At 68.8% G+C, this 13,994-nt stretch carries 18 protein-coding genes; 1 reads left to right on the top strand and 17 read right to left on the bottom strand.

Translation table 11 applies throughout. From position 1 onward, the window contains the following. The first annotated feature begins 632 nt into the window (after nucleotides 1-632). Nucleotides 633-3,227: a hypothetical protein gene (locus ACIBQ8_RS45455; protein WP_397195223.1), complete on the top strand. Its 2,595-nt coding sequence runs from the start codon at nucleotides 633-635 to the stop codon at nucleotides 3,225-3,227. Here ACIBQ8_RS45455 and truA read toward each other — a convergent pair. From truA to rplR, 17 genes are all read right to left on the bottom strand, one after another. Continuing rightward, complete coding sequence (gene truA / locus ACIBQ8_RS45450; protein WP_397170685.1) at nucleotides 3,192-4,070, bottom strand: tRNA pseudouridine(38-40) synthase TruA; 879 nt, start codon at nucleotides 4,068-4,070, stop codon at nucleotides 3,192-3,194. The genes ACIBQ8_RS45455 and truA overlap by 36 nt on opposite strands. A gap of 80 nt (nucleotides 4,071-4,150) precedes the next feature. After that, nucleotides 4,151-4,696 (bottom strand): 50S ribosomal protein L17, encoded by a 546-nt coding sequence (gene rplQ, locus ACIBQ8_RS45445; protein WP_364389332.1) that lies wholly within the window; start codon nucleotides 4,694-4,696, stop codon nucleotides 4,151-4,153. 159 nt (nucleotides 4,697-4,855) lie between these two features. Next, entirely contained in the window at nucleotides 4,856-5,872 is a 1,017-nt protein-coding gene (locus ACIBQ8_RS45440; protein WP_043623495.1) for a DNA-directed RNA polymerase subunit alpha, read from the bottom strand. A 122-nt stretch (nucleotides 5,873-5,994) separates the two neighbouring features. Further along, a complete protein-coding gene (gene rpsD, locus ACIBQ8_RS45435; protein ID WP_189652100.1) occupies nucleotides 5,995-6,621 on the bottom strand; it encodes a 30S ribosomal protein S4 in 627 nt (208 codons plus the stop codon). A gap of 23 nt (nucleotides 6,622-6,644) precedes the next feature. Further along, on the bottom strand, nucleotides 6,645-7,049 hold the full coding sequence (gene rpsK / locus ACIBQ8_RS45430; RefSeq protein WP_020542285.1) for a 30S ribosomal protein S11: 405 nt from the start codon (nucleotides 7,047-7,049) through the stop codon (nucleotides 6,645-6,647). A 42-nt stretch (nucleotides 7,050-7,091) separates the two neighbouring features. Continuing rightward, nucleotides 7,092-7,472 (bottom strand): 30S ribosomal protein S13, encoded by a 381-nt coding sequence (gene rpsM / locus ACIBQ8_RS45425; RefSeq protein WP_125644650.1) that lies wholly within the window; start codon nucleotides 7,470-7,472, stop codon nucleotides 7,092-7,094. A 213-nt stretch (nucleotides 7,473-7,685) separates the two neighbouring features. Then, nucleotides 7,686-7,799: a 50S ribosomal protein L36 gene (gene rpmJ, locus ACIBQ8_RS45420; RefSeq protein WP_003956441.1), complete on the bottom strand. Its 114-nt coding sequence runs from the start codon at nucleotides 7,797-7,799 to the stop codon at nucleotides 7,686-7,688. 24 nt (nucleotides 7,800-7,823) lie between these two features. Beyond that, entirely contained in the window at nucleotides 7,824-8,045 is a 222-nt protein-coding gene (infA, locus tag ACIBQ8_RS45415) for a translation initiation factor IF-1 (protein WP_012887858.1), read from the bottom strand. Nucleotides 8,046-8,321: 276 nt separating this feature from the next. Continuing rightward, nucleotides 8,322-8,699, bottom strand: a complete 378-nt coding sequence (locus tag ACIBQ8_RS45410; protein WP_397170687.1) for a hypothetical protein — start codon at nucleotides 8,697-8,699, stop codon at nucleotides 8,322-8,324. A gap of 108 nt (nucleotides 8,700-8,807) precedes the next feature. Then, on the bottom strand, nucleotides 8,808-9,233 hold the full coding sequence (locus tag ACIBQ8_RS45405; RefSeq protein ID WP_357982764.1) for a DUF1707 domain-containing protein: 426 nt from the start codon (nucleotides 9,231-9,233) through the stop codon (nucleotides 8,808-8,810). A 17-nt stretch (nucleotides 9,234-9,250) separates the two neighbouring features. Further along, nucleotides 9,251-10,060 (bottom strand): type I methionyl aminopeptidase, encoded by an 810-nt coding sequence (gene map, locus ACIBQ8_RS45400; RefSeq protein ID WP_397170689.1) that lies wholly within the window; start codon nucleotides 10,058-10,060, stop codon nucleotides 9,251-9,253. Nucleotides 10,061-10,186: 126 nt separating this feature from the next. Beyond that, nucleotides 10,187-10,837, bottom strand: coding sequence for an adenylate kinase (locus ACIBQ8_RS45395; RefSeq protein WP_352327494.1), 651 nt, complete (start codon nucleotides 10,835-10,837; stop codon nucleotides 10,187-10,189). Next, the gene (gene secY / locus ACIBQ8_RS45390) at nucleotides 10,837-12,141 is read right to left on the bottom strand and encodes a preprotein translocase subunit SecY (protein WP_352327493.1); all 1,305 of its coding nucleotides are present in this window, start codon (nucleotides 12,139-12,141) and stop codon (nucleotides 10,837-10,839) included. Before secY ends, ACIBQ8_RS45395 begins: the two co-directional genes overlap by 1 nt. Before the next feature lie 171 nt (nucleotides 12,142-12,312). Then, on the bottom strand, nucleotides 12,313-12,768 hold the full coding sequence (gene rplO, locus ACIBQ8_RS45385) for a 50S ribosomal protein L15 (protein ID WP_352327492.1): 456 nt from the start codon (nucleotides 12,766-12,768) through the stop codon (nucleotides 12,313-12,315). A gap of 2 nt (nucleotides 12,769-12,770) precedes the next feature. Then, nucleotides 12,771-12,953: a 50S ribosomal protein L30 gene (gene rpmD / locus ACIBQ8_RS45380; protein ID WP_080043226.1), complete on the bottom strand. Its 183-nt coding sequence runs from the start codon at nucleotides 12,951-12,953 to the stop codon at nucleotides 12,771-12,773. A gap of 2 nt (nucleotides 12,954-12,955) precedes the next feature. Next, nucleotides 12,956-13,585: a 30S ribosomal protein S5 gene (gene rpsE / locus ACIBQ8_RS45375; RefSeq protein ID WP_049572667.1), complete on the bottom strand. Its 630-nt coding sequence runs from the start codon at nucleotides 13,583-13,585 to the stop codon at nucleotides 12,956-12,958. A 25-nt stretch (nucleotides 13,586-13,610) separates the two neighbouring features. After that, complete coding sequence (gene rplR, locus ACIBQ8_RS45370) at nucleotides 13,611-13,994, bottom strand: 50S ribosomal protein L18 (protein ID WP_125644663.1); 384 nt, start codon at nucleotides 13,992-13,994, stop codon at nucleotides 13,611-13,613.

Raw genomic sequence — 13,994 nt, 5'->3', positions numbered from 1 at the left:
CCTCCCGGGCCCCCCGCGGAAACACCGGCCCTTGGCCGACCCGCGCGCCGAACACCCCCGCCGGCGCTCCCTCCACCCCGACCTCGGCCGCCACCCCTCCGGCCTTCGGATCCGGCGCCCCCGGCACCCCCGGTACCCCTGACGCCTCCGCTTTCGGGACCTCCGCCCCCGGCCCTGGCCCCTCCGGAGCACCCGCCTCCGCGTCCCCTATGCCCGGAACGCCCGTCTCGGCTTCCGACCCCGCAGGGGTTTCCGATGCCCCCGAGTGGGCTGTCGACGCCCCGACGAGGCCCGCCTGGGCCCCCCAGATTTCCGACGCAGCCGGCGAGCCGTCCCGTTCGTCCGCGTCCGCCCAGCCCGCCTGGGCCCCCCAGGCTCCCGATCAAGCCGCCTCGCCGCCCAGGGCCGTCCCCGACCCCGGACGCCCCCTCGGCACCCCCACGGAAGCCGGATGGGGCCCCAGGCCGATCAGCGAGACCGGGCCCGGCACAGGCGCCGCCGACACACCCGCCTGGGCCCCCCAACCCCCCGACCAAGCAGCCTGGACCCCCAGAAACGCCACCGAAGCCACCTGGGGCCCACAACCCCAGAACGACGGCGACTGGGGCCCGCGGCCAGGGGGCAACCCCGCCATGGGCCCACGGCCAGAGAACGACGCCTCCTGGAATCGGCACCCCCACAACGACGCCCCCCAGGGCCCGCAACCGGAGGGTGGCGCCCCCTGGAGTCGGCACCCCCAGAACGACGCCAGTCGGGGTCCGCAGTCCGGGGAGAACCCCACGCGGGGCGCGCAGCCGGAGGACGACGCCTCCTGGACCCCTGCCCCCGGCCAGTGGGCCGCCGTCCCGGAGGAAGACCCTCCCGCCTGGCCGGGCCAGTCAGCCGTACCGGGCACGCCGCCGTGGGAGCAGCCAGGGCCGGTCGTGCCGGGCGCGCCGCCGTGGGAGCCGCCGCCGGCGTTCACGGCCGCCGCCGCGGGCCTTCAGGTGTGGCCCGCCCCGGTCGCCGACCCGCACGCCATGCCCCCGTGGCCAGCCGCCACGGGGGAACTCGTAGCCGAGCCGGACACCGACGACCCGGCCCTCGGCGACCGGGCCTCTGGTGACCGGGCTCTTGGCGACCGGGCCTTTGGCGACCGGGCGCTCGGCGACCCCACCGCCCGGTTCCCCACCACTCAGGCCGGTCACCCCGCGCCCCCGGCAGCCGCCGACCGCCGGCCCACCCCGTTCCCCACCCAGCCGACCGACGCCCCGATCGGCCGCTCCACCACGCCCACCGGCGCACCGGCCACCCACCCGACAGCACCGCCCGGCACGCCGACCGGCCACCCCGCAGAGCCACCGCCCGGCACGCCCACCGGCCACTCCGCGAATCCACCGACCAGCCCGAAGGCCGGTCGGCCCGCAGAGCCGCCGACGGGCCCGTCGACCGGCCGCCCCACAGAGCCACCGACCGGCCCGACGACCGGTCGGCCCACAGCGTCGCCGGGAACCCCGTCCACCGCCGCGGCCGGCACCGCCTCAGCCGGTACCGCCGCCACCGGCGTGCCCGCCGACCCGAACGCCACAGCACCGGCGTTCCCTCACGACCCCGCCGCGCCGTACAACCCCGCCGCGCCGTACGACCAAGACGCGCCGTACGACCAGAACGCGCCGTACGACCAAGAGGCCCCGTACGACCCCGGCCACCCGCCGTACCCCGGTGACGCCCTCGACACCCCGGACGCCGCGCCGCACGACGCCCCCGCCCCCGTACGGTTCGGTTCCGAGCCCGGGCGGTTCAGCCCCGAGGCCGCAAGCTTCACCCCCGAGGCCGTTTCGTACGACCCCGATGCCACCCGTCCGGGCGGCATCCCCAAGGCGGCCCACTACTTCGACCCCGAGGCCGCCAAGCGCGACGCCGCCGCCACCGTCCAGCAGCACGCCACCCCGGCCCCTCCCCGCGACGAGCACGAGGAGCACGAGGAGCACGACCCGGCAGCCCTGGACACCCCGCCTCAGGGCATGCGCGCGTCCGACCCCCGCGAGGAGCCCACCGGCCCCATGCGGACGGCCCACCACGTCGAGCCCCACCCCACCAACCCGACGGGCCGCCCCCCGGAGCCGGGCGACGTCCCCGTATGGCCCCCCATGCCCCCGGCCGAGGACAAGCGCCCAGAGGAGAAGCGCCCGGAGGACAGGCACCCGGACGCCAGGCCCGACGAGGCGACGCAACGCGCGACCGGCCACTCTCCCGACGCGCCTGCCCAGAACGCCCGCCCAACGGAACGGGACCCGGACGACAAGCAGGCCGAACCCCGGCCTTCACCAGAGCCGCATCAGGACCCGTCCCCCACCCAGGAGAAACTCCCCGACCTGCCCTTCAACCAGGACCTGTGGACGAAGCGGCCCGGCACCGCCCTGGACCTCCCCACCCCGCCCCACGGCACGCCCACCTTCCCACCCGGCGCCTTCAGGCAGCCCCCGTTCCAGATCCCACCCCCGCCACCCCCGGCCCGCGGCAAGAGCAAGCGAGCCCTGCTCGTGACCCTCGGCGCACTGGCCCTGGCAGGGGTCGCGACCGGCGGCTTCTTCGCCTACCGGGCGCTGAGCACCGCCCCGCCGGCCGCCACGACCGCGGGCGCCACCCCCGCCCCGTCCACGCTGCTGCCCACCTCGGAGCTGACCACCAGCCCGTCCGCCGACGTCCCGGGCGCGTCGATGCTCAATTCGGAGGAGACCGACCCGAAGAAGATGTCCCTGACGGAGGCGTTCCCGAAGAAGAAGGTCTCCGCCGCCGGCACGACGTTCACCAGGGTCAAGACCGACACCGAGACGAGCTGCGACAAGGCGGCGACCGGCGCGTTCGCCGACGCGCTGCGCGAGCGGAAGTGCAGCCGGATCATCCGGGCCACCTTCGTCGACAGCAAGCGCCGCTACGCCGTGACCACCGGCATCGCGGTGCTGCCGACCAAGGAGGACGCCGTCCAGACCGACCAGGCCAAGAACCTGCCGCGCAACGTCTGGTTCCGCGCGCTGCCAGGTGCGAAGGGAAGCGGGGGCGAGCGGGTGTCCATCGCCGGCGGCTACGCGGCCGGGCTGGTGTGGGGCAGGTACATCGTGTTCAGCTACGCCACCCACGCCGACGGCCACACCCCGGACGCCGGCGACAAGACGCTGGCCAAGGTCAGCGGGGCGTTCAGGGACCAGACCTCACTCGTCCTGGAGCGCCGCGTCACCAAGGGCTGAGAGCGTGCGGACCCGCCGGGTGGCGGCCGCCCGCGCGGCGAGTTCGTCCGCCGCCGGGTAGCCGACCTCCTCCAGGCAAAGCCCGTGCGCGGGCGCGACGTGCACCCCGGAGTCCCGTACGGCCCGCGTCAGCACCTGGCCGGGCCACTCCACCGGCCGTCGCCCGTCGCCCGCGGCCAGCAGCGAGCCCACCAGCGCCCGGACCATCGAGTGGCAGAACGCGTCGGCCACGACGGCGGCCACCAGCACGCCGTCCGCCTCGCGCGTCCACTCCAGGCGCTGCAGCTCCCTGATCGTCGTGGCGCCCTCGCGCTTCTTGCAGAACGCCGCGAAGTCGTGCTCGCCCACCAGCCGCCGGGCCGCCTCGTTCATGGCGTCGAGGTCCAGCGGACGGCTGTGCCAGACCACCTCGTGCCGCCGCAGCGGATCGACCCCGCCCGCTATGTCGCACACCCGGTACGCGTACCGCCGGAACATCGCGGAGAATCGGGCGTCAAAGCCCTCAGAAGCCACCGAGACCCGATGAACGCGTACATCCAGGGGCAGGAGCCCACCCAGCCGCCGGACGAGCGCAGAGAGCCGCTCATCGACGTCCAGGGGCCCGCGGTTGCCGTCGAGCTCGGCGAGGGATCCGGCCGGCACGTCCACGTGCGCCACCTGGCCGCGCGCGTGCACGCCCGCGTCCGTACGCCCGGCCACGGTCAGCGCGGCCGGCTCGCCCAGGCGCAGGATCCTGGTGAGCGCCAGTTCGATCTCACCCTGGACCGTACGGCGACCGGGCTGCCTGGCCCATCCGGAGAAGTCGGTCCCGTCGTATGCCAGATCCAGGCGGAGCCGTAGCACGATCGTCCCTTTCGCGTTCACGGAAAAGGGCCCGGACCCCCGCGAAGGGGATCCGGGCCCGATTCAACCAGCCTGAGAGATCAGGCCTCGTCCTTCTTCGCCTCGGCCTCGGCGGCCGGAGCCTCCTCGGCGGCAGCCGGGGTCTCCTCGGCGGCGGCCTCGGGGGCCTCGGGCGCCTCGGTCTCGGCGGCCTCGGTCTCCTCGGCGGCCGGAGCCGGAGCGGCAGCGGCGGCCGGAGCCTCGGTACGGCGGGTGGTGACACCGTTCAGCGGCTCGGACACCAGCTCGATGACGGCCATCGGAGCGTTGTCGCCCTTACGCGCGCCGACCTTGGTGATCCGGGTGTAACCACCCGGACGCTCGGCGAACGTCACCGCGATCTCGGTGAACAGGTGGTGAACCACGCCCTTGTCCTTGACCACGGTCAGGACCTGGCGACGGTTGTGGATGTCGCCCTTCTTCGCCTTGGTGATCAGGCGCTCCGCCAGCGGGCGAAGGCGCTTGGCCTTGGCAACCGTCGTACGGATCTTGCCGTGGCGGAACAGGTCCGTGGCGAGGTTCGCCAGGATCAGCCGCTCGTGCGCCGGGCTGCCGCCAAGACGTGCACCCTTGGTGGGCTTGGGCATTGCTTTCTCCTCTTGGGTTAACCCGCCCCGGCCGTACCAGGTACCGGAGTCGGGCCGGCCGCAGTCACCACGACTGGGCCGTTACGTTCGTCACGCGCCGAGCGGCTGGGCCACTCGGCGCGTGCGGGGCACGTGCGGAGACGGGTCTCCGCACGAGGCTCAGTACTGCTCGGTCTCGACGTACGCGCTGTCGTCGTCGTCGTAGCCGCCGCCGGCCACCGCGCTCGGGTCGAACCCGGGCGGGGAGTCCTTGAGCGCCAGCGACATCTCGTGCAGCTTCTGCTTGACCTCTTCGATCGACTTGGCCCCGAAGTTCCTTATGTCGAGAAGGTCCTGCTCGCTGCGGGCGACGAGCTCACCCACGGTGTGGATGCCCTCGCGCTTGAGGCAGTTGTAGGAGCGAACGGTCAGGTTCAGCTCCTCGATCGGCAGCGCCAGGTCGGCGGCCAAGGCGGCGTCGGTCGGCGACGGGCCGATGTCGATGCCCTCGGCCTCGACGTTGAGCTCACGGGCCAGGCCGAAGAGCTCGACGAGGGTCTTGCCGGCCGAGGCCACCGCGTCGCGGGGCTTCATGGCGGGCTTGGTCTCGACGTCGAGGATGAGACGGTCGAAGTCGGTGCGCTGCTCGACTCGGGTCGCCTCGACCTTGTAGGTGACCTTGAGCACCGGGGAGTAGATCGAGTCGATCGGGATGCGACCGATCTCCTGGCCCGGCTGCTTGTTCTGGGCGGCGGAGACGTAGCCGCGACCGCGCTCGACGGTCAGCTCCATCTCCAGCTTCGCCTTGCCGTTGAGCGTGGCGATGCGCAGCTCGGGGTTGTGCACCTCGACACCGGCCGGAGGCGCGATGTCGGCGGCGGTGACCTCACCCGGGCCCTGCTTGCGCAGGTACATCACGACCGGCTCGTCGTGCTCGGAGGAGACGACCAGCTCCTTGAGGTTCAGGATGATGTCGGTGACGTCTTCCTTGACCCCGGGAACGGTCGAGAACTCGTGCAGCACGCCCTCGATGCGGATGCTCGTCACGGCCGCGCCCGGAATGGACGACAGCAGCGTGCGACGCAGCGAGTTGCCGATGGTGTAGCCGAAGCCCGGCTCCAGCGGCTCGATGACGAACCGCGACCGGGTCTCGTCGATCGACTCTTCGAGAAGAGTCGGGCGCTGAGCGATCAGCATGGTGTGGGTTCTCCCCTTGTCGTGTGACGCCCGCTATATGACGCCACTCCGATAAACAGTCTAGTTCGGGCACGGAAAACCGCGTATAGCAGTCTTCCGTGCCCGAACTAGGACGTCAGTGACTACTTGGAGTAGTACTCGACGATGAGCTGCTCTTGGACCTGGGTGTCGATCTGCTGGCGAACCGGCAGCTGGTGGACCAGGACGCGGAGCTTCTCCGGCACGACGCCGAGCCACGCGGGAACGGTGCGCTCGCCCGCGGTCGCCCGAGCGACCTCGTAGGGCAGCAGGTTGCGCTTGTTCTCGCGGACCTCGATGATGTCGTGCTCGCGAACGCGGTACGACGGGATGTCGACCTTCTTGCCGTTCACCAGGATGTGGCCGTGGCGCACCTGCTGGCGGGCGGCGTCACGCGACTGGGCGAAGCCGGCGCGGTAGACGACGTTGTCGAGACGGCTCTCCAGGATCTGGAGCAGCACCTCACCCGACTTGCCGCTCTTGCCCGCGGCCTCTTCGTAGTAGTTGCGGAACTGCTTCTCGAGGACGCCGTAGATGCGACGGGTCTTCTGCTTCTCGCGAAGCTGAAGCTGGTACTCGGACTCCTTGGGGCGTCCGCGGCCGTGCTCACCCGGCGGGTAAGGACGGATCTCGATGGGGCACTTGGCGGACTCGCACTTGCTGCCCTTGAGGAAGAGCTTGGTCTTCTCGCGACGGCAGAGCTTGCAGTCCGCGCCCGTGTAACGAGCCATTTCTCAATATCTCCTGGGGAAATTCAGACGCGGCGGCGCTTCGGCGGACGGCAGCCGTTGTGCGGAACCGGCGTGACGTCCTGGATCGAACCCACCTCGAGGCCGGTGGCCTGGAGGGAGCGGATCGCGGTCTCACGGCCGGAGCCGGGACCCTTGACGAACACGTCGACCTTGCGCATGCCGTGCTCCATGGCGCGGCGGGCGGCGTTCTCGGCGGCCATCTGAGCGGCGAACGGGGTGGACTTACGGGAGCCCTTGAAACCCACGTGGCCGGCGCTGGCCCAGGAGATCACGTTCCCGTTGGGGTCGGTGATCGAGACGATCGTGTTGTTGAACGTGCTCTTGATGTGGGCGTGCCCGTGAGCGACGTTCTTCTTTTCCTTGCGGCGCACCTTCTTCGGGGCACCCTGACGGCTCTTAGGAGGCATTGTTTGCCATTACTCCTGAGATCTTCGGTCCGCGGCTGTGGACTACTTCTTACCGGGCTTCTTCTTACCGGCGACGGTCTTCTTCTTGCCCTTACGGGTACGCGCGTTGGTCTGCGTGCGCTGACCGTGGACCGGAAGGCCCTTGCGGTGCCGGATGCCCTGGTAGCAACCGATTTCGATCTTGCGACGGATGTCGGCCTGGACCTCGCGGCGCAGGTCACCCTCGATCTTGAAGTTCGCCTCGATGTAGTCACGCATCGGGACGAGCTCGGTGTCGGAGAGCTGGTGCACGCGGAGGTCGCCGCTGACACCGGTCGCCTGGAGGATCTCCTGGGCGCGGGTGCGGCCGATTCCGTAGATGTAGGTGAGAGCGATCTCCAGCCGCTTCTCGCGGGGGAGGTCGACGCCAACCAGGCGAGCCATGGTCGGGCATTCTCCTTCTTTTGGGCGGAGGTCTTGCGCCGCACTACCCCTCCCCATGCCCGGGGTGAGGGCCCCGGCCTCCGACCGGGGGTCTCCTGAGTGGTCCGGATCGCTCCGCCTGCCCAGGTGTGAGACGCGATTACTGTCGCGGGCTCCTCATGCGTCGAGCCCGCTCCCTAATTCGGGGCGGACTCGGAGAAACCTTGCGTACGACTAACCCTGACGCTGCTTGTGGCGCAGGTTGTCGCAGATCACCATGACGCGACCGTGCCGGCGAATCACCTTGCACTTGTCGCAGATCTTCTTGACGCTCGGCTTTACCTTCATTGTCCTTCGTGTTCCTCAGACGTCTTACTTGTATCGGTAGACGATCCGCCCGCGACTCAGGTCGTAGGGGCTCAGTTCAACGACTACCCTGTCGTCCGGCAGAATTCGGATGTAGTGCATCCGCATCCGTCCGCTGATGTGGGCCAGGACCTTATGGCCGTTGTCGAGCTGCACCCGGAACATGGCGTTCGGGAGCGACTCAACCACAGTGCCCTCGATCTCGATGGCGCCGTCTTTCTTGGCCAAAATCCCTCGCGTTTCACTGATCGGTCGTCTGAGGCTCCGGTTCACTAAGCAGCCGCGACCTCACGCTTCGAAGAGAGCGGCGATCGGCAAAGACCGCCGACGCGTGTAAGTCATAGTGAGCCGACTAAGGAGTGTACGACACCTGAGCCCAAAACGCGAAACGCGTGCCAGGTGTCCTGACACAACCATGTAAGAGTCTACCCCACGGCCCGCACTCCTTCGTCCACACGCCGAAGAGCCCGCCGGGCGGACCGGCGAGCCCTTCGCGGGGTGCCGCTAGTAGACGCGGTGCCGGTCACCGCAGTACGTAGCCGGGCCGCCCCAGCACGTCCAGGTGTAGATCTTCTTGATCCCCCGGCCGGACCAGGTCTCGTCGTGGCTCCCGTCCCACTTCGTGGAGAACTGGTGCCAGCTTCCGTTCGCGTGGTACCGGAACCACACGTAGCCCAACCTCGGCGTGGACTCCTTGCCGTACCAGTGGGTGTAGACCTTGCCGTGCGACCGGTACGTGCTCCCGTGCGTGGACGCCTTGTGGTTGCCCGAGTAGAACGTGCCCCACCCTCCGGACGAGGCCGCCTGGGCGGCCGGGGCGACGGCGAGACCGGTGACGGCGATCGAGCCGGCGAGGGCGGCGGCTGCGAGGACCTTGCGCATCTGATTCCTCCGTGAGTCGTGTTCCTGACACGGCACACGCTAGGAACCGGCGCCGTCACGCACTGCGGAGGAATACACACAGTGCATTACGCCACATAAGGCTCCGGGCTAACTGCGCTTCGGCCCGTTCCCGAAGATGGTGCTCATCAGCAGGATCGCGCCCCAGGGCCCCATGACCCACAGCGGCCACGGATAGATCATGTGGCCGGACGAGACGCTCACGATCAGCCAGATCACCCAGTTGACGGCGCTGGCCGCGGCCCAGGCGCCCCAGGCCGCCCGCATGCCCGGATGCAGGTTGCCGCGCGTCGCGGGCACCGCCTCGGGCTTGGCCGGCCGGTGGCGCAGGTCGACGTCGGGCAGGTCGGCCGTCAGCTTGGCCAGGTCACCGTAGGTCTTGCTCTTGTAGAGCTCCTCGAGCCGCTCGTTGAACTCGTCCATCGTGATGCGGCCCTGCGCGGTGTGCTCCCGGAGGATGGCGGCGACCCGGTCGCGGTCGACGTCCGAGGCACGCATCTCGGGGCTGTTCGCCATTCCACCACTCCCGGGGGTCAGGGCTGAAGGTGACTCAGGCGCTCTTCGCCACCGTCCAGGGCGGTAAGCACCCAAGGTCCATTATGTGTCACCGCGACGCTGTGTTCGAAGTGCGCAGAGGCCTTCCCGTCGATCGTCACGACCGTCCAGTCGTCGGACAGCACGCGGGTGCGCTCGGTGCCGAGGTTCACCATGGGCTCGATGGCCAGGCACATGCCCTCCTCCAGCAGCGGGCCCCGGCCCGGCTTGCCGTGGTTGGCGATCCACGGGTCCATGTGCATCTCGGTGCCGATGCCGTGGCCGCCGTACTCCTGGGGGATGCCGAAGCGGCCCTGGGACTTGACGTAGCGCTCGATCTCGTAGCCGATGTCGGACAGGTGGCGGCCGACCTTCAGCGCGGCGATGCCGCGCCACATGGCCTCCTCGGTGACCCGCATCAGCTCGGTCAGCTTCGGGTCGACCTCGCCGACCGGCACCGTGACGGCGGAGTCGCCGTGCCAGCCCTCCAGGATCGCGCCGCAGTCGATGGAGATGACGTCGCCCTCGCGCAGCTTGCGGGCGTCCGTGGGGATGCCGTGGACCACCTCGTCGTTGACGGACGCGCAGATCGTCGCGGGGAAGCCCTGGTAGCCCTTGAACGACGGGATCGCGCCCTCGTCCCTGATCGCCTTCTCGGCGATGGAGTCGAGGTCGAGCGGCGTCATGCCGGGCTCGACGGAGCGCCTCAGCAGATCGAGCGTGCGCCCGACCACCAGGCCGGCGGCCCGCATCTTCTCCAGCTGCTCGGGCGACTTGATCTGGATTCCGTGTCGGTTTCTCTTGAACATTGTTCGGCACCCCCCGGGGTTTCTGACGGGCCTCGTGGGAGCCCTAATTCCCCCACAATAGCCGCACACAAAAAAGCAAGGTGGCACGGATATCCGTGCCACCTTCGCAGGAGATCGTGTCCGGCGTCATCCCAGGTACGGGCGGATCGCCTCCATGGCCCGCTGCGTCACCTCTTCGACCGGCCCGGTCGCGTCGACGCCCACGAGGATGCCCTCGTCGACGTAGTACGAGACCAGCGGCGCGGTCTGCTCCTGGTAGACCTCCAGGCGGTGCCTGACGGTCTCTTCCTTGTCGTCGTCCCGCTGGAACAGCGCGCCGCCGCAGGCGTCGCACTTGTCGTCCTTCTTGTCGTCGAACTCCACGTGCCAGATACGGCCGCACTGACTGCACGTGCGCCGCCCCGCCAGCCGCCGGACGACCTCGTCGTCGTCCACGACCAGCTCCAGCACCAGGTCGAGCTCCAGACCCCAGTCCTTGAGCATGTCGCGCAGGATCTCCGCCTGCGCGACGTTCCTCGGGAAGCCGTCGAGCAGGAAGCCGTCCTGCGCGTCGTCCTCGGACAGTCGGTCGCGGACCATGGCGATGGTGACCTCGTCGGGCACGAGATCGCCACGGTCCATGTAGGTTTTGGCCAGCTTGCCGAGGTCCGTGCCGCCCGAGACGTTGGCACGGAAGATGTCACCTGTCGAGATCTTCGGGATGGACAGGTTCGATGCGATGTACTGGGCCTGTGTCCCCTTACCCGCTCCGGGGGGCCCGACGAGAACGAGACGCACTACCGCAGGAAACCTTCGTAGTTACGCTGCTGGAGCTGGCTCTCGATCTGCTTCACCGTGTCCAGGCCGACACCAACCATGATCAGAATGCTCGTCCCTCCGAACGGGAAGTTCTGGCTAGCCCCGGCCACCGCCAGCGCGACGATCGGGATCATGGAGATCAGACCCAGATAGAGCGCGCCGGGCGCGGTCAGACGGGTGAGCACGAAGTTCAGGTATTCAGCCGTCGGACGGCCGGGACGGATGCCCGGAATGAACCCACCGTACTTCTTCATGTTGTCGGCGACTTCAGCGGGGTTGAACGTAATCGACACGTAGAAGTACGTGAAGAAGACGATCAGCACGAAGAACGTGATCATGTAGACCGGGTGGTCACCCCTGACCAGGTACTGGGAGATCCACTGCACGACCGCGTTGTTCGACGTCGGGAAGAGCGAGGTCAGCAGCTGCGGCAGGTAGAGCAGCGACGAGGCGAAGATGACCGGGATGATGCCGGCCTGGTTGACCTTCAGCGGGATGTACGTCGAGGTGCCGCCGTACATCCTGCGGCCCACCATGCGCTTGGCGTACTGGACCGGGATGCGGCGCTGCGCCTGCTCGACGAAGACCACGGCCGCGATCATGAAGACACCGACGACCATGACGACCGCGAAGGTGAACTTGTTCGCCTGGAAGATGTTGGTCAGCTCGGACGGGAAGACCGCGACGACCTGGGTGAAGATCAGGATGGACATGCCGTTGCCGACGCCGCGGTCGGTGATGAGCTCACCGAGCCACATGATCACCGACGTGCCGGCCGTCATGATGATGACCATCGTGACGATGCCGAAGATGTTGTCGGGGTCGAGCAGGACGTCCTGCTGGCAGTTGGGGAACAGCTGGCCGGACCGCGCGAGCGCGATGAAGGCGGTCGACTGGAGGACGCCGAGGCCGATGGTCAGATAACGCGTATACTGCGTGATCTTGGCCTGACCCGCCTGGCCCTCCTTCTTGAGAGCCTCAAGACGTGGAATCACCACGACGAGCAGCTGGAGAATGATGCTCGCGGTGATATACGGCATAATGCCCAGCGCGAACACCGACAGCTTCAGGAGCGCACCACCACTGAACAGCTGCACCATCCCGTAGATGTTGCCGGTGGCTCCGTTACGGGCCTGGTCGAAACAGGCCGCGAGGTTCTGGACGTGAACTCCCGGAGTCGGAAGAACCGAGCCGAGACGGAACAGCGCGATGATGCCCAGGGTGAAGAGCAACTTCTTGCGCAGGTCCGGTGTCCGGAACGCCCGGGTAAACGCGGTCAGCACGGTCCCTCCTGCGCGCCTTTATGGCGATGTGAGTATGCGGTGGTGCGGGGATCTGCCATGTCAAGTCTCAAGTCAAACGAGCCGGACAGAATCCTGCCGTCTCGCCGAACTCTAACGCACTAAGGGCGTGGGGGCCCATTGTCGGAACCCCCACGCCTCGTCATAGCGGAGCTACAGCTCGGTAACGGAACCACCGGCGGCGGCGATCTTCTCCTTCGCGGCGGACGAGAAGGCGTGAGCCGTAACGTTCACAGCGACGGAGATCTCGCCGGTGCCGAGCACCTTCACGAGCTGGTTCTTGCGAACGGCGCCCTTGGCCACCAGGGCCTCGACGGTGACGTCGCCACCCTCGGGGAACAGCTCGCCGAGCCTGTCCAGGTTGACGACCTGGTAGGTCGTCTTGAACAGGGCGTTGGAGAAGCCCTTGAGCTTCGGCAGACGCCTCTGCAGCGGCACCTGGCCACCCTCGAAGCCGAGGGGAACCGTGGTACGGGCGTGGCTGCCCTTGGTGCCGCGACCGGCCGTCTTGCCCTTGGACGCCTCGCCGCGACCCTTGCGGATCTTGGACTTGTTGGCACCCGGGGCAGGACGCAGGTCGTGAATCTTGAGCGGAGCCTTGTCAGTCATGACTAGTCGACCTCTTCCACCTCGACGAGGTGCGTCACCACGGACACCATCCCGCGAATCTCGGGACGGTCCTCCTTGACGACGACATCGCCGATTCGCTTCAGGCCAAGCGAACGCAGCGAGTCACGCTGGTTCTGCTTGCCACCGATCTTCGAGCGAACCTGAGTGATCTTCAGGCGTGCCATGACTAGCTCACCGCCTTCGCGGCCGCGGCCTCGGCGATGCCCTCGCGCTGAGCCTTGAGCATGCGGGCCGGAGCCACGTCCTCGATCGGCAGGCCACGGCGGGCGGCGATCTCCTCGGGGCGGGAAAGGCCCTTCAGAGCCGCCACGGTGGCGTGCACGATGTTGATCGGGTTGTCCGAGCCGAGCGACTTGGACAGCACGTCATGGATGCCGGCGCACTCCAGGACCGCGCGCACCGGGCCACCGGCGATGACGCCGGTACCGGCCGACGCCGGACGCAGGAAGACGACACCGGCCGCCTCCTCGCCCTGCACGGTGTGCGGGATGGTGCCCTGGATGCGGGGCACCTTGAAGAAGTGCTTCTTGGCCTCTTCGACGCCCTTGGCGATGGCCGCGGGGACTTCCTTGGCCTTGCCGTAACCGACGCCGACCAGGCCGTTGCCGTCACCGACGACGACGAGGGCGGTGAAGCTGAAGCGACGACCACCCTTCACGACCTTGGCCACTCGGTTGATCTTCACTACGCGCTCGATGTACGAGACGCCCTTGTCGGCGGCGCCACCGCGGCGATCGTCACGACGGTCCCGCCGCTCGCCACCGGTGCCGCCACCGCGACGCGGAGCTGCAGCCATCAGTGGTTCCTCTTCTCAGTTGCCATCAGAATTCCAGCCCGCCTTCGCGGGCGCTGTCCGCCAGGGCCGCGATGCGACCGGCGTAGCGGTTGCCACCGCGGTCGAAGACGACCTTGGTGATCCCGGCTTCCTTGGCCCGCTGAGCGAGGAGCTCGCCGACCTTCTTGGCCTTCTCCGTCTTGTCGGCCTCGAGCGTGCGCAGCGAGGCGTCCATGGTGGAGGCGCTCACCAGCGTGTGGCCGACGGAGTCGTCCACGATCTGGACGAACATGTGACGGGTCGAGCGGTTGACGACCAGGCGCGGACGCTCGGCCGTACCGACGACGAACTTGCGGACGCGGCGGTGACGGCGAGCCCGCGAGACGGTGCGGGCAGCCGTGTGCTTGCTGAACGCAGTCTTCGGAGCCAT

It is taken from the genome of Nonomuraea sp. NPDC049646, assembly GCF_044465525.1.
In the GTDB taxonomy this organism is placed as follows: domain Bacteria; phylum Actinomycetota; class Actinomycetes; order Streptosporangiales; family Streptosporangiaceae; genus Nonomuraea.
Note: the sequence above shows the minus strand (reverse complement) of the source record. Positions and strands in the feature narration are given on the sequence as shown.

Excerpts from the sequence above, each read along its gene's own strand:
- ACIBQ8_RS45410 (WP_397170687.1), bottom strand. The coding sequence starts at position 8,699 with ATGCGCAAGGTCCTCGCAGCCGCCGCCCTCGCCGGCTCGATCGCCGTC.
- rplQ (WP_364389332.1), bottom strand. The coding sequence starts at position 4,696 with ATGCCCAAGCCCACCAAGGGTGCACGTCTTGGCGGCAGCCCGGCGCAC.
- rpmJ (WP_003956441.1), bottom strand. The coding sequence starts at position 7,799 with ATGAAGGTAAAGCCGAGCGTCAAGAAGATCTGCGACAAGTGCAAGGTG.
- rplR (WP_125644663.1), bottom strand. The coding sequence starts at position 13,994 with ATGGCTCCGAAGACTGCGTTCAGCAAGCACACGGCTGCCCGCACCGTC.
- ACIBQ8_RS45405 (WP_357982764.1), bottom strand. The coding sequence starts at position 9,233 with ATGGCGAACAGCCCCGAGATGCGTGCCTCGGACGTCGACCGCGACCGG.
- ACIBQ8_RS45440 (WP_043623495.1), bottom strand. The coding sequence starts at position 5,872 with ATGCTGATCGCTCAGCGCCCGACTCTTCTCGAAGAGTCGATCGACGAG.
- rpsD (WP_189652100.1), bottom strand. The coding sequence starts at position 6,621 with ATGGCTCGTTACACGGGCGCGGACTGCAAGCTCTGCCGTCGCGAGAAG.
- rpmD (WP_080043226.1), bottom strand. The coding sequence starts at position 12,953 with ATGGCACGCCTGAAGATCACTCAGGTTCGCTCGAAGATCGGTGGCAAG.
- rpsM (WP_125644650.1), bottom strand. The coding sequence starts at position 7,472 with ATGGCTCGCCTGGTTGGCGTCGACCTCCCCCGCGAGAAGCGGCTGGAG.
- rpsE (WP_049572667.1), bottom strand. The coding sequence starts at position 13,585 with ATGGCTGCAGCTCCGCGTCGCGGTGGCGGCACCGGTGGCGAGCGGCGG.
- rpsK (WP_020542285.1), bottom strand. The coding sequence starts at position 7,049 with ATGCCTCCTAAGAGCCGTCAGGGTGCCCCGAAGAAGGTGCGCCGCAAG.
- map (WP_397170689.1), bottom strand. The coding sequence starts at position 10,060 with ATGTTCAAGAGAAACCGACACGGAATCCAGATCAAGTCGCCCGAGCAG.
- rplO (WP_352327492.1), bottom strand. The coding sequence starts at position 12,768 with ATGACTGACAAGGCTCCGCTCAAGATTCACGACCTGCGTCCTGCCCCG.
- ACIBQ8_RS45455 (WP_397195223.1), top strand. The coding sequence starts at position 633 with ATGGGCCCACGGCCAGAGAACGACGCCTCCTGGAATCGGCACCCCCAC.